At 66.6% G+C, this 12,234-nt stretch carries 13 protein-coding genes; 4 read left to right on the top strand and 9 right to left on the bottom strand.

Annotated elements, in window-relative coordinates; all coding sequences use genetic code 11:
• The 5 genes from ACT3UE_RS05355 to ACT3UE_RS05375 form a co-directional block, all read right to left on the bottom strand.
• Positions 1-339 (bottom strand): BCCT family transporter (locus ACT3UE_RS05355; protein ID WP_444566329.1); only part of this gene is annotated, 339 nt, incomplete at its 3' end.
• 354 nt (positions 340-693) lie between these two features.
• On the bottom strand, positions 694-1,479 hold the full coding sequence (locus ACT3UE_RS05360) for an SDR family oxidoreductase (protein ID WP_444566330.1): 786 nt from the start codon (positions 1,477-1,479) through the stop codon (positions 694-696).
• Positions 1,476-1,976 carry a MarR family winged helix-turn-helix transcriptional regulator gene (locus tag ACT3UE_RS05365; protein WP_444566331.1) on the bottom strand — a complete coding sequence of 167 codons (501 nt, stop codon included), beginning with the start codon at positions 1,974-1,976 and terminating at the stop codon, positions 1,476-1,478. Before ACT3UE_RS05365 ends, ACT3UE_RS05360 begins: the two co-directional genes overlap by 4 nt.
• Positions 1,966-2,715, bottom strand: a complete 750-nt coding sequence (locus tag ACT3UE_RS05370) for an SDR family NAD(P)-dependent oxidoreductase (RefSeq protein WP_444566332.1) — start codon at positions 2,713-2,715, stop codon at positions 1,966-1,968. The genes ACT3UE_RS05365 and ACT3UE_RS05370 overlap by 11 nt, the downstream gene beginning before the upstream one ends.
• A 112-nt stretch (positions 2,716-2,827) precedes the next feature.
• Positions 2,828-3,718, bottom strand: coding sequence for a LysR family transcriptional regulator (locus ACT3UE_RS05375; RefSeq protein WP_443411686.1), 891 nt, complete (start codon positions 3,716-3,718; stop codon positions 2,828-2,830).
• Positions 3,719-3,857: 139 nt separating this feature from the next.
• Between ACT3UE_RS05375 and ACT3UE_RS05380 the strand changes: the two genes are divergently transcribed.
• From ACT3UE_RS05380 to ACT3UE_RS05395, 4 genes are read left to right on the top strand one after another with little or no spacing between them, the layout of a single operon-like run.
• Positions 3,858-5,225 (top strand): LCP family protein, encoded by a 1,368-nt coding sequence (locus tag ACT3UE_RS05380; RefSeq protein WP_443427313.1) that lies wholly within the window; start codon positions 3,858-3,860, stop codon positions 5,223-5,225.
• Positions 5,213-6,373: a putative lipid II flippase FtsW gene (gene ftsW / locus ACT3UE_RS05385; RefSeq protein WP_444566333.1), complete on the top strand. Its 1,161-nt coding sequence runs from the start codon at positions 5,213-5,215 to the stop codon at positions 6,371-6,373. The genes ACT3UE_RS05380 and ftsW overlap by 13 nt, the downstream gene beginning before the upstream one ends.
• A gap of 9 nt (positions 6,374-6,382) precedes the next feature.
• Positions 6,383-7,603, top strand: a complete 1,221-nt coding sequence (locus ACT3UE_RS05390) for a multidrug effflux MFS transporter (RefSeq protein WP_444566334.1) — start codon at positions 6,383-6,385, stop codon at positions 7,601-7,603.
• Complete coding sequence (locus ACT3UE_RS05395) at positions 7,600-8,814, top strand: MFS transporter (protein ID WP_444566335.1); 1,215 nt, start codon at positions 7,600-7,602, stop codon at positions 8,812-8,814. The genes ACT3UE_RS05390 and ACT3UE_RS05395 overlap by 4 nt, the downstream gene beginning before the upstream one ends.
• Positions 8,815-8,839: 25 nt before the next feature.
• Here the strand turns inward: ACT3UE_RS05395 and ACT3UE_RS05400 are convergent, their stop codons facing one another.
• The 4 genes from ACT3UE_RS05400 to ACT3UE_RS05415 form a co-directional block, all read right to left on the bottom strand.
• The gene (locus ACT3UE_RS05400) at positions 8,840-9,490 is read right to left on the bottom strand and encodes a LysE family translocator (RefSeq protein WP_444555156.1); all 651 of its coding nucleotides are present in this window, start codon (positions 9,488-9,490) and stop codon (positions 8,840-8,842) included.
• A 67-nt stretch (positions 9,491-9,557) separates the two neighbouring features.
• Complete coding sequence (locus ACT3UE_RS05405) at positions 9,558-9,719, bottom strand: hypothetical protein (RefSeq protein ID WP_441380806.1); 162 nt, start codon at positions 9,717-9,719, stop codon at positions 9,558-9,560.
• A 158-nt stretch (positions 9,720-9,877) separates the two neighbouring features.
• Positions 9,878-10,771, bottom strand: a complete 894-nt coding sequence (locus ACT3UE_RS05410) for a diacylglycerol/lipid kinase family protein (protein WP_444555155.1) — start codon at positions 10,769-10,771, stop codon at positions 9,878-9,880.
• A gap of 63 nt (positions 10,772-10,834) precedes the next feature.
• A complete protein-coding gene (locus tag ACT3UE_RS05415; RefSeq protein WP_444566336.1) occupies positions 10,835-12,232 on the bottom strand; it encodes a DUF222 domain-containing protein in 1,398 nt (465 codons plus the stop codon).
• Positions 12,233-12,234: the final 2 nt, after the last annotated feature.

Here is a 12,234-nt window from a genome sequence, read left to right on the forward strand (position 1 = left end):
GGAGATGTAGTGGGCGATCGGCTCGGCAGCGGCCCAGAACACGCCACCGCCGGCCAGCAGGGTGCACATGATCATGGAGACCCATTTGAACCTGCTGAATTCCGGCTTTTCGAATCCCAGGCGCGCCTTCGCGTACGGGGTGAAGGCCAGGATGATCGCCACGAAGAAGGTGATCAGCAGCAGGTACTGCCAGTAGGCGCCGAACCATTTGGCGGCACCGCTGAAACCGGAGTTGATGACGTTGGCGGTCCAGTCGGGGAATCCGAGGCTTGCCGCGACGAAGAGGACGACGATGCCGATGCTGATGCCGGCGACCTTGCGGTCAAGCCCCGCAGCCAAAGCGGAGGGAGGCGCATCAGCCTCGGGGGTGGTCAGGGGGGGTGGGCTCAGTCATGTGTGTCTCACTTAGCTGATTGAACGCAGCCGGGTGCGAAGCGACTACCGAATAAAGTTCTTGGAGACCCGCGCCATGGTGCGCGTTCGGCACGCGGACTGCGACACAGTCCGGCCACCCGGGTCAGGAAGGGGTTCCCCGGGATTGCTCCCGGAAAATGGCGAACCTATACGTTAGCATTTTTTCGTCGGTTGGACCCAATCGGCCTCCTGGCCACACCCCTCACCCGACCACGCACGACGCCTCCGGCGGCCCGTGGGAGCGGGGGCGTCGGAGGCGTCGTGGTGGACCGGAAGAGGCTAGCTCCAGATATCGTCTCCGCGCAGCGAGGCGTCTGCGCCGCCATCGGCGTAGATCGTCTGACCGGTGACGTGCGTATTTTCCACGCTCGTCAACCAGGCCAGCAGCCGGGCCAGCACGATCGATTCCGAGTGGTAATTCAACGGCATCGGCACGTGCTGATCCACCATGGCCCGGCCTTCGGGGGTGGAGAGCAGCTCAGTGGTCATCGGGGAGATCACGGTGCCCGGTGCGATCGCATTCAACGGGATGCCGGCGCCGGCGTACCGCTCGGTGATGCAGGCCCGACGCACCCAGCGGGAGAGGGCCCGCTTGCTGGAGGGGTAGTTCAGGTAGCCCTGCTCGGGGCCGGCCTCGGCCAGTGCGGTGCCGATCTCCACCGCGCGGTCCTCGTCCCCGGCGAGCAACGCGTCGACCAGCTCGGGGGAATTGGGCTGCAGCGAGGCCATGGAGCTGACGACGACGGCTCGGGGGGAATCGCTGTTGGCCAGGGTCGGTGCCAGCTGATCGAGGAACTCGGTAACCCCGAAGTAGTTGACCTTCACGGTGAGCGGTTTGGGCATGGAGATCCCGGCGCAGGCGATGACGGCGTCGATGCGGCCTTCGGCCAGGTCTATGGCGCGTTCGACGCCCGAGCTGCGGCCCTCGGGGGTGCTCAGATCGGCATCGATCTCTGCCCCCTTCAGGTCCACGCCGATGACGATTTCCCCGCGTTCGCGCAGCAATTGCGCGGTGGCGGCCCCGATGCCCGATCCTGCTCCGGTGATGACATAAGTGCGGCTCATGATATTTCTCCTGTGGTGGGTGGTTCGGTGGTTCCGAGCGTTCCTGCGAAGGATGTTGAGGCGACGGCAAAACGTTCGAGCAAGGTCACGAACGTCCGCCGGTCGGCTTCGCTCCATCCTTCAAGTAATTCGTCGACCATCCCGTCTCCGGCTTTCACGAAAGCCGCGGCGACGTGCTCTCCTGCGGGCGTCAGCTGCACTCGCTGAGCCCGGGCATCCTCGGGGTCGGTGGCCCTGACGACCAGCCCGGCCTCGGAGAGGCGCCGGATGATCTTGCTGATGTTGGAGGGGCCGGTCACCAGGTGGGCGGCGAGCGCCGAGGGGCGTTGGGGGCCCTTCTGGGCGATCACGGTGACCATGACGATCGCCGGCGGGTCCAGATGGACTCCTTCACGGGCGGCGACCCCTGTAAGGAATCCCGGCGCCGTCCATTCGCCCAGGATGCGGGTCAGGGCGGCAATCAGTGCCGGCCGGTAGTCCGTCTCGTTAGTCGTCATGGACGGTTCCACCATCGACGGGGAGCACGACGCCGGTCACGAAGCTGGCTTCGTCGCTGAGCAGCCAGGCCACGGCGTTGGCGATCTCCGCCGGCTGTCCCAGGCGCTTCATCGGGATCTTGGAGCTGTGCTCGGCCTTGGCCTCGGCCGGCAAGGAGGCCAGCGAGGCGGTTTCGATGGCCCCGGGGGCCACGGCGTTGACCCGGATGCCCTCGGGCGCATTCTCCATGGCGACGCTCCGGGTCAGGCTGACCACCCCGTGCTTGGACGCCCCGTACGGGGTGAGCATCGGCGTGGACTGCACGCCGGCGATCGAGGCGACGTTGACGATGGAGCCACTCCCCTGAGAGCGGAAGTGTCCGATCTGGGATTTCATCGCCAGGAAGGTACCGCGCAGAGTGACTGACATGACGCGGTCGAAGTCGGAGTTCTCGGTCTCTTCGATCCGGCGTGGCATGACGCCGATGCCTGCGTTGTTTACCGCGAGGTGAAGCCCGCCAAAGGTCTTCACGGCGACGTCGATCAGGCCTGCGACTTCCTCCGGATCGGCGACGTTGGCCCGCTGGTAGACGGCCCGTCCTCCGGCTTCGACGATTTCGGCGACCACCGCTTCACCGGCCTCGTCATTGATATCCGAAACGACGACCGCGGCGCCCTCGGCGGCCAGGCGGACCGCAATGGCCTTGCCAATTCCCGCACCGGCGGCCGTCACCAGTGCCACGCTGTCTTCGAAAAGCATGTTCATCCCCTACTTCCCGGTCGCTGCTCTGGGCAGTGGCCTCATTTGATGTCCTGAAGACACAATACCACCATTACTGTCTTCGCGACATCAGTTAATGGAGCACGTTCGACTAGGGCCGAGTATTGAGTTCAAGAAAACGCCTCAAGACCGGCGAAAGGAAGGCATCGCCGCGGTAGATCAACCCGATGGGGCGGTTGACCCGGTGGTTGAAGGCGCCTAGGCGGGCTCCGCTGGCGTGGGTGGCTTCGGCTAGAATCCGCGGCACCACAGTCAATCCCCCGGCGGCGATCGCCAGGTGGATCAGGGCATCGCGTTGCGTGGTCATGATGACCTGCGGCGGCTGGACACCCCAATGCGCATAGACAGCGTCGGTGACCGAGCGGGTGGAGGTGCCACGCGGCAGGGTCACCAATGTCCGTTCGGCCAACACCCTGGCATCCACCTCCATCGGCTCTCCGGCGTGCAGGTCGGCGGATTCGTCGGCGCCAGCCAAAACGGCCACAAACTCCTGGCCTTCGAGCGGCAGGACGGCGAGGTCATCGCCCACATGGGAGGTATCTCCGACGGCGATGTCAAAGCGGGCCAGCCGCACCGCGTCCACGAGCTCCTGGGGGTCATCCACGCCGGTAACCTCGACGCGCACATCCGGATAGCGCCGATGGAACCTGCCCAGCAGTCCGGGGACATGGGTGGACACCAGGGACGGAAGACCGGCGATCCTCAGGGTGCCAGCAGTCAGACCGCGCGTTGATTGCGTGACGGCCCGGACCTCGGCCACTTCACGCACCATCCGTCGTGCCGGAGCGAGAATATCGCGTCCGAAGTCGGTGATCATCATCTTTCGCCCGACCCTGACGAACACGGGAACTCCCAACGACTGTTCCAAATGCTTGAGGCGCTTCGAGAGCGAAGGCTGGCTGATCTGCAACAGATCAGCGGCGGCGGCATAGGACCCGTGGTCGACCACGGCGAGCATCGCTTCCAACTGGCCATGGTTCATGCCCCCACGCTAGCCCAGTGCGCAGACTTGCAGCATCCGCATGATTCCGGACGTGGAGGCTATTGGACGTCCCAACGAAAACGAAACTACGGTATGTCGAAACGTGCGGGCCAATCGTGCCCACCCCCACAATTTCGAGGTGGAAGAGATCTCCAGCCATATGCCGACCGGTCTCGGACCGCGCCGTAAACCGCTGAATGAGCAGTTGATGATCCGTGCCCGACGGCGACGACGTCGCCGTACCACCATCCTGGCCATGACCGTGGTTGTCCTCCTCCTCCTGGCTGGCGGTTTCGTTGCGGTCAAATACGTCTCCTTCGAGAACGGTCTGCATCGTTCGGATGTCCTGTCCGATGCCTCTGCCGCCGAGACGGGAGAACCGGTAGTGCCGTTATCCGAGGACACCAACATCCTGCTCATGGGGCTCGATAGTCGGCTCGACCAGCAGGGCAATGCATTGGCTGCCGCGGACTACGAAGCTCTGCACTCCGGCGACGCCTCAACCGGTGGGTTTAATTCCAATGTCCTGATGCTGCTCCATGTCCCGGCCTCCGGTGGGCACGCGACCATCATGTCGATACCCCGCGATGACTTCGTCTCCATGGAGGGTCTTTCTGCGGGTCCGCGGCAGGCCAAGATCAAGCAAGCTTATGGATATGGTTTCGCCGAAGAGCACCAGCGACAGGTCAGTGAAGGAACCGACGGCGAGCCAGAGGCTCACCAGCGCAGCCGTGACGCCGGACGAAAAGCCCAGATCGAGACGGTCTCGGCCTTCCTCGACGTGAACGTCGACCATTTTCTCGAAGTCACCATGGTCGCCTTCCTCGACCTGGCCCGTGCCGTAGCCCCCATGACAGTCTGCCTGAACCAGAACACCTCAGACACGTATTCCGGTGCCGATTTCGTTGCCGGAGAGCAGGAGATCGACGCCGAGGAGGCAGTCGCCTTCGTCCGTCAGCGTCGCGACACCGCCCACCCGGAGCTGAACTTCACCGATCTGGACCGCAGCCGTCGCCAACAGGCATTCATCGCCTCCCTGGCCCATCAGCTGAAACAGACCAGCACGTTGACCAACCCGGCGAAGCTCCAACGCATCCTTGATGCCGCCGATTCAAATATCGCCGTGGACTCCGACCTGAACATCATCCGGTTTTCGCGTCAGGCCACGTCCTTGCTCGGCGGGAACGCCGAGTTCGTCACCCTGCCCATCGAAGGCTTCGGCACCTCAGCCTCCGGCGAGTCCATCAACCTCGTCGACAGTGAAAAGATCCGCCGCACCGTGAAGGATCTCATCGCCGTCCCCGGCTCCGAGGCCTCCTCGCCGGAACATGCCGGGGGCCCCTCCACTGACGGCCCAGCTTCCAAGTCTTCTCCGCCGACTCCAGCCCGGAGTCCCGGCAGCCCCGCCGCCGATCAAACCCCAGCGGATTCCACTTCAGAGGGCAGTCGGTCCTACGACGATTGGCACGGCCCATTGCGGGGAGGTGCACTGCCTTGCGTGAAATAGACCCTGACGTCCAGCCAACCGCCCGCCGTGCTTCCTCCGGCCCCGAGTACCGGATCATCATCATCGTCACCGTGATCCTGACAGCCCTGGGCCTATTCATGGTGCTCTCCGCCTCAGCCGTCGGAGATTCCTCCACCTCCTACCGGCACCTCATCAAACAGGGTCTGGCCGCAGCGCTGGGGTTGGGAGCGATGTGGTTGCTTTCGCGCCTGCGGATCCAACAGCTCAGGAAACTGGCCTGGCCACTCTTCGGTGGCACCCTGGTGCTGTTGTTGCTGGTTCAGACCCCGCTCGGCCAGGAGGTCAACGGGGCTCGACGGTGGATCTCCTTGGGCGCCATCAGTCTCCAGCCCTCGGAACTGGCCAAGCTGGCCGCCCTCCTCTGGGGGGCCCAGATCATCGACGCCAAACGTTCCCTGCTGGGTCGTTGGTCGCATCTGATCGTCCCCTACCTCCTCGGGATCGGTGCCATGGTGGTCCTGGTCCTGCTCGAGAAGGACCTGGGCACCACCATGATGCTGATGCTCATCATGCTCGCCACCCTGTTCTATGCCGGCCTCCCCCTGCGCAAGCTGGCGGTGCTCCTCGCCGGATCCGGTCTCATCGCCGTGGCCGCTGCCCTGCTGAGCCCCAACCGGCTGATGCGCCTATTGAGCTGGGCCAACTGTGCCGAGGGCGCGGAACTCTGCCGGCAAGGCCTGCAGGGTCAGTATGCGTTGGCTTCCGGAGGCTGGTGGGGCGTCGGGCTCGGACAAAGCCGGCAGAAATGGCATTGGATTCCGGAGGGCCACACCGACTTCATTTTCGCCATCCTCGGTGAGGAACTCGGATTGCTCGGATCCTTGGCGGTACTGCTGCTCTTCGGAGTCTTGGCCGTGGCGATCCACAAGGTCTCCCTGCGGACCACGACGACGTTTTCCCGCTGCATCTGCTCGGTCACCCTCATCTGGTTGGTGTTCCAGGCCATCCTGAACATCGCCATGGTCATCGGGCTGACCCCCGTGACCGGGGTCCCCCTGACCTTCATCTCCTACGGCGGCTCATCGCTCTTGGTCTCGCTGGCCGCCATCGGGCTGGTGCTCTCCGTGGCCAGGAACACCGCGTCACACGTCGTCCAGAATCCCGCGCGTGACAGGCAGCGGCGATAGCATCGGCCCATGCCCGAGAGCCGATCCACCGCAGTCGAGGGGCGCTCGTTCAGGTTCCCGGCACTGTTGCTCACCGCGCTGGCGTTGTTGTCGATGGCAGGTCCGGTAGCCACCGACCTCTACTTACCGGCCTTCCCCGAGATGGCCCGCGAGTTCGGAGTCAGCGCCTCGGCCATCCAGCTGACCCTGACCGGCTTCCTGCTGGGCATGGGCGCCGGTCAGCTGCTCTTCGGCCCGCTCTCTGACAGGTTCGGGCGGGTCCGCCCCCTGCTGATCGGCTCCTCCGTTTTCGTCCTGTCCTCCGTCGCGGTGGCCTTGGCCCCCACCATTGAAACCCTCACGGCATTCAGGTTCCTGCAGGGGCTCAGTGCGGCAGCCGGCGTCGTCCTCTCCCGCGCAGTGATCTCCGACCGCGCCGTGGGCGGGCAGGCAGCCCGACTGTTTTCCATCATGATGACCATCAGCGGGGTGGCGCCGGCGGTGGCCCCCTCGGTGGGCAGCCTGATATTCACGACCTCAGGTTGGCGGGCCGTCCTCTGGGCGATCGCCGTGATGTCGGTGGTGATGCTGCTCGGCGCCCTGTGGCAGGTGCGCGAGACGCTGCCGGTGGCCCACCGACGCACCGGACCGCTGTTCGGGGGCCTGGCCGAAGCCATGAGGCATCGCCGATTCGTGGGCTACATCGTCCTCTTCGGGGCGGCGTTCGGGATCCTCATGGGGTACATCTCGGCCTCCCCGTTCCTCTACCAGGGGGTCCTCGGTTTGAGCCCCGGAACGTTCGCCCTGCTCTTCGGCGCCAACGCCCTGGGCATGATGAGCGCCGGGTTGGTCTCCGCCCGGCTCGCCACCCGGATCCCCCTGCGCAGCACCGTCACCGTCGCCGTCTCCACCTTGGTCACCGTCACCGTGGCCTTCACCCTCTGCGCGCTACTCGCCGCGCCCGGCTGGATACTCGCAGCACTGATTTTCGCCACCACCTGCAGCATCGGGTTCGTCATGGGCAACACCACCTCGCTGGCCTTGGCCGAGGTCAGGCAGATATCCGGCAGCGGTTCGGCCTGGCTCGGTGGCGCCCAATTCACCCTGGGGGCGATCGTCTCCCCGTTGGGCGGCCTCGGCGGTTCAACGAGCGCGCTCCCCCTCGGGTTCGTCCTGCTCGGGTGTTCCCTGCTGGCCGCCGGTGCCCTCGTCGCCACCTCGGACCGTTTCCATACCGAGGCCACCCGATGAGCCCGCCGACCGCTGTTCGGCCCGCCCTGCCGTGGGTCATCGCCGGGATCGTCATGGTCGCGTTGAGCCTGCGCGCCCCGATCATCGCCCCCACCGCGGTGATCGCCGACATCCGCGAAGGCACCGGGCTCAGTGCCGCCGGGGCGGGCCTGCTGACCGGCCTGCCGGTGCTCCTCTTCGCGTTGGCCACCCCGCTGGCGTCGCGGGTGATCCGCCGTTTCGGCCCCGAAACCACGATCGTGCTCTGCCTGGCCGGGATCATGGCCGGCACGCTCATCCGCTCCTCGGGGCCGGCCCTGGTGGTGCTCGGCGGCACCGCGGTCATCGGCGCCGCCATGACGCTGGGCAATATCGCGGTCCCGGTGCTGATCCGCCGGGACGTCCCCTGGAATAAGGTCTCCTCGGCGACGGCCGCCTATTCGGCCACGATGAATGTCGGCTCGATGGCGACCCTGCTGGGCACCGCACCGTTGGCCGGGGTGGCCGGCTGGAGGTGGGCGATCGCCGCCTGGTCGATCGTCACCGCCGTCGGACTCATCTATTGGGTCCTGCGACGGCGCAACGCCCCGGGGGCCCCGTTTTCCCCCGGCATGGCGGGCAAGACGACTGGCCCGGCGGCGGCCCCGACCCGCAGCCCGGAACAGCGGGCCCACACCCAGCGCATCGTGGCGCTGCTGGTCTTCGCCTTCTGCGGGCAGTCGGCGGCCTACTACGCCACCACGGCGTGGCTGCCGCTGCTACTCACCGAGACCCGCGGCCTGGCCCCGGCGGCCTCGGGGGCCTCGGCCTCGCTGTTCCAGGTCGCCGCGATCCTCGGCGCCTTCGGGGTCCCGTTGCTGGCGAACCGCACCAGGTTGTCGGTGGCGGCGATCGTCGTGGCCGTCTTCTGGATCATCCTGCCGGTGGGGCTACTGATCGCCCCGCAGGCCTTCGTGCTGTGGTCGATCATCGGCGGCATCGCCCAGGGCGGCGGGTTCACCGTGATCTTCTCCGTCATCCCGCGGATCTCGCATTCCGACGCCGAAGCAGCCTCGGTGTCGGCCCGCGTCCAGGGTGGCGGCTATCTCGCAGCGACAGCAGCCCCGCCGTTGGTCGGTTGGCTGAACACTCTCACCGGGGGCTGGACCGCTCCCCTGGTCCTGGTCCTGGCAGCAACCCTGACCTACACGACCGGTGCCGTGACCGCGGCCCGGCTCTCCGACCGGGACTGACCCCGGCCGCAGGCCAAACGCAGGACTATCTGCTATTCACCGCCAGCGAGGCCCCGAACCCCAGCAGTGCGACTCCCGCGCCGCGGTCGGTCCAGCGGATGAAGCCCGGCTTCTGGAAGGTTCCCCGGGCCAGATGGGTTCCGTTGATGAGCAGCGAGAACCAGATCAGCGCCAACAGGTTGTGCACCCCGGCCAGCGCAATGCCCATGAGCAGTGTCGAGGTTCCTGCGGGGATGAACTGCGGGATCATCGCGATGTAGAAGACCCCGACCTTGGGGTTGAGCAGGTTCGTGCCCGCACCCTTGGCCCAGGAGAACAGCAGCCCTCGGCTGGCCCGCGCGACGGGTTGATCGGCAACGACCGTGGGTGGGGTGCGACCCAGCGAACGCCAGAGCATGGTCGCGCCCAGCCAGGCCATATACAGGGCACCGACCAGTTTGAGGATCGTGAACGCCGTTTCGGAGGCGGCCAGCAAGGCCGATGCCCCGACGGCAGCGGCAATGCCCCAGAGCATGGCACCCGAGTTGACGCCCAATGCGGTCGCGTAGCCATGGCGGCGTCCTTGGCTGATCGAAGCGCGCAGCACCAGCACGGTGTCCAGCCCCGGGATGATGGTCAACAGGGCGGCCACGACGGCGAAGGACAGCAGGGCCGATTCGATGCTCACGACTGCCATGCTAGGGCCACCGCAGCCAGGACCGCATCCGGCACGTCGCCGGGCGGGCCATCTGGAAGCAGACTACCTAGAAACCGCGCCCCGGCGTCGTGCTGTGGTCTTCGGAGAGATCATCGAACTCGGCGTCGATGGCGTTGGCGTTGGCGTTCCGATCTTTTTTGATCACCGCGGACACCACCCCCGCGACCATTGCTAGACCAAGAATGTTCATGACGATCGTAAAGACCATGGCCGACGCCCTCCCCAGTTGTTGATACGTTCTCGCAGGCGACAGAATTCATCCAAGAACCTGTCTTAAGCCCCAAGGTACAGTCTCGACCCGCCCGGCAGGGGAGGCAAGGCCGCCAGATGTCGAACCGTGACCAAGGCAACCCTGCAGGTACCGCCTTAGCGCAGAATCTGGACGGCAGCAGGCACAACGTCGATCAGTACCGCCCCGCTGCCGACCATTCCCTCGGTTTCGCCATCGCCCCCGTAAAGAATCGCCGGCTCGGCCGAAAGTGTGATGGATCTGCCGCGGAAGGTGTGCACCGTGGGCAAGTCGACGTGGGTACCTCCGTAGACCTTCGGCAAGGCCCGGATCATGTCCAGCCGGCCGAAGGCCTCAATCACCACGATGTCCAAGAGTCCATCGTCGATGCTGGCTTCCGGGGCAATGCGCATACCCGAGCCGTAGTAGGCCGAATTGGCAACGGCCACGCAGGCCGCTTTGAAGATCCGCTCGGTCCCGTCGATGCCCACGGTCAACCGGGTGGGACGGAACGTGGCCAAGGCGTACAGGCCGTTCAGCGGATACTGCCACGACCGTGGCAGCCAGTGCCCGCGGGCGACCCGGTCGGCGACCACTGCGTCGATGCCTGCGTAGATCGAACCCGCCACCACTCGTGAGGTGCCGTCGGGGGCGGTGGTGGTGATGAGGTCGGTTTCCGCGGGTTCCTCGTCGAGCAGGATGGTTGCCACGGCGTGAGGATCCGTGGGCAATCCCAGCATCCTGGCGAAGTCGTTGCCCCGTCCGGCGGGGATGACCCCCAGGATCCCGCCGAGCCGGGCCACTTCTCCGGCGAGCGCCGAGACGGTCCCGTCACCTCCGACAGCGACCACCACATCGCCGCGGATGACGGCCTGGGCAAGGGCTCTTTTGCCCTCCGCCGGCCCCGAGGGGGCCACGGTTTCGACCCGGGCCCCGGACTCGCGTAGGATCCGCTCCACGCGGGCGGCCGCGGCCAGAGGGTCGCCGCTGCCGGCAGCCCGGTTGACCAGGAGGGTAAAGGATCGATTCACGCGGACCAGACTACGGTGCCGCGGGCGGCCCGCCGCTTTTCGCGTGCCGCGGTTGCTGTCGCCTCAGTCGGCGGTTCCGGGGAGTGCTGGTGCTTGCGAGCGGTAGACGTGTCCTGTCGGCGTTGTGGTTTCCACCATGTGCCGGGCTCCGGCGACCTTGCGGGAGTGCCAGTTCAGCGCTTCCTTCGTGTGGTTGCAGCGGACACAGGTTCCCTGCCCGTTTTCCGCGACGGTCGCCCCGCCTCCGGCCCAGGCCAGGATGTGATCCATATGCCGGATGGGAGCATCGCACCACGGGCGGGTGCAGGTCTGGTCCCGTACTTCGATGAAGCGCCGCAAGCCGCGCGGGAACAGTCTGGCCCGCGAATCCAGGCCCACGAGTTCCCCCGTGGCAGGCGCCGTATAGAGCCGTCGGATCCAGGCCAGGGAGTCGGGCCCGGGCGGCGCGTTGGACTCTTGCCCGTCGGTGGGTTCCTGGGGTGTCGCTGTCGACAGACGGGCAGCCCGAGTCGCTTCGCGGATCATGTCCCGGGCGACCTGCGCCGGAACGACCCCATAGCCCTGCAGGTGTGCCGGTTCCGTATCGCCCTGGAACAGCGTCCGGTCCGTCATCACCAGCTGGATCTCCACGCGCATACCCTCGGCCCGCTGCTGCCCGGTGACCCGTTCCACCAACGTGTCGGCCATGATCTGGCCGCGGCTGCGCGCATCCCCGGTTGCCGTCGCGAGATCCGCGGCCCGGGTCAGTGCCTTCAGCACCGCGACCCCCTGGCCCACGGGCAGGGACCCGGTCAGGATGGCCATGGTGTCCGGGGCCGGACGTAGGCTCACATGCCGGTCCCCCACGGCCCGGCGGGCGCGTTCGACCGCTGCTTTCGGGCTGGCCTGCTCGGCCAGATGCCGTGCCATGGCCTTCAGCTTCCGATTGCCGACCCCCTCGATGGTGCGTGGATCGGCCATCAAGGCCGCATCGACCTTTTTCCGGTCCTCCAACTCCAGGCAGGCGGTCTCACCCACCAGCAACGTGGCGCGCCATTCGCTGATCTCCCCGGCGCGGAACGCCTCATGGGTATGGGGCATTTCATCCACCATGGCCCGGGCGAAGCCCAGGAGCCGGGAGCCCTCATGCGGGGACTCACGCCGGGCCAATGCCACCTGCGCGCCGACCCCCTGTCCACGCTTTTCGGGGTCGACACCGGCGGCCGCTTCGCGTCTGACCGCCCGCTCACGCAGGGCCACGGCCGCCCGCGCCGGATAGGCGCCGGCAGCCGACTTCACCGCTTCCAACCCGGAAAGCAGATCCACCAGACCCGCTTCGCCCAACCGGGTTCCCCCGAGCGCCAGGGCCGCCCTCACCGCCTCGATCCGGGCGAGCGCGGGCTCCGCAACCGCCGCGGCGTCGGACACCCCGGGGGAGCCCGGGGCTCCGCCGGCATTTTCTCCTACCTCATACTCGAACATGT

It is taken from the genome of Arthrobacter sp. 179 (assembly GCF_052379645.1).
Lineage (GTDB): Bacteria > Actinomycetota > Actinomycetes > Actinomycetales > Micrococcaceae > Arthrobacter_H.

Coding starts and splice junctions, on each gene's coding strand:
- ACT3UE_RS05390 (WP_444566334.1), top strand. CDS start 6,383: ATGCCCGAGAGCCGATCCACCGCAGTCGAGGGGCGCTCGTTCAGGTTC.
- ACT3UE_RS05395 (WP_444566335.1), top strand. CDS start 7,600: ATGAGCCCGCCGACCGCTGTTCGGCCCGCCCTGCCGTGGGTCATCGCC.
- ACT3UE_RS05370 (WP_444566332.1), bottom strand. CDS start 2,715: ATGCTTTTCGAAGACAGCGTGGCACTGGTGACGGCCGCCGGTGCGGGA.
- ACT3UE_RS05415 (WP_444566336.1), bottom strand. CDS start 12,232: ATGTTCGAGTATGAGGTAGGAGAAAATGCCGGCGGAGCCCCGGGCTCC.
- ACT3UE_RS05360 (WP_444566330.1), bottom strand. CDS start 1,479: ATGAGCCGCACTTATGTCATCACCGGAGCAGGATCGGGCATCGGGGCC.
- ACT3UE_RS05365 (WP_444566331.1), bottom strand. CDS start 1,976: ATGACGACTAACGAGACGGACTACCGGCCGGCACTGATTGCCGCCCTG.
- ACT3UE_RS05375 (WP_443411686.1), bottom strand. CDS start 3,718: ATGAACCATGGCCAGTTGGAAGCGATGCTCGCCGTGGTCGACCACGGG.
- ACT3UE_RS05405 (WP_441380806.1), bottom strand. CDS start 9,719: ATGGTCTTTACGATCGTCATGAACATTCTTGGTCTAGCAATGGTCGCG.
- ACT3UE_RS05400 (WP_444555156.1), bottom strand. CDS start 9,490: ATGGCAGTCGTGAGCATCGAATCGGCCCTGCTGTCCTTCGCCGTCGTG.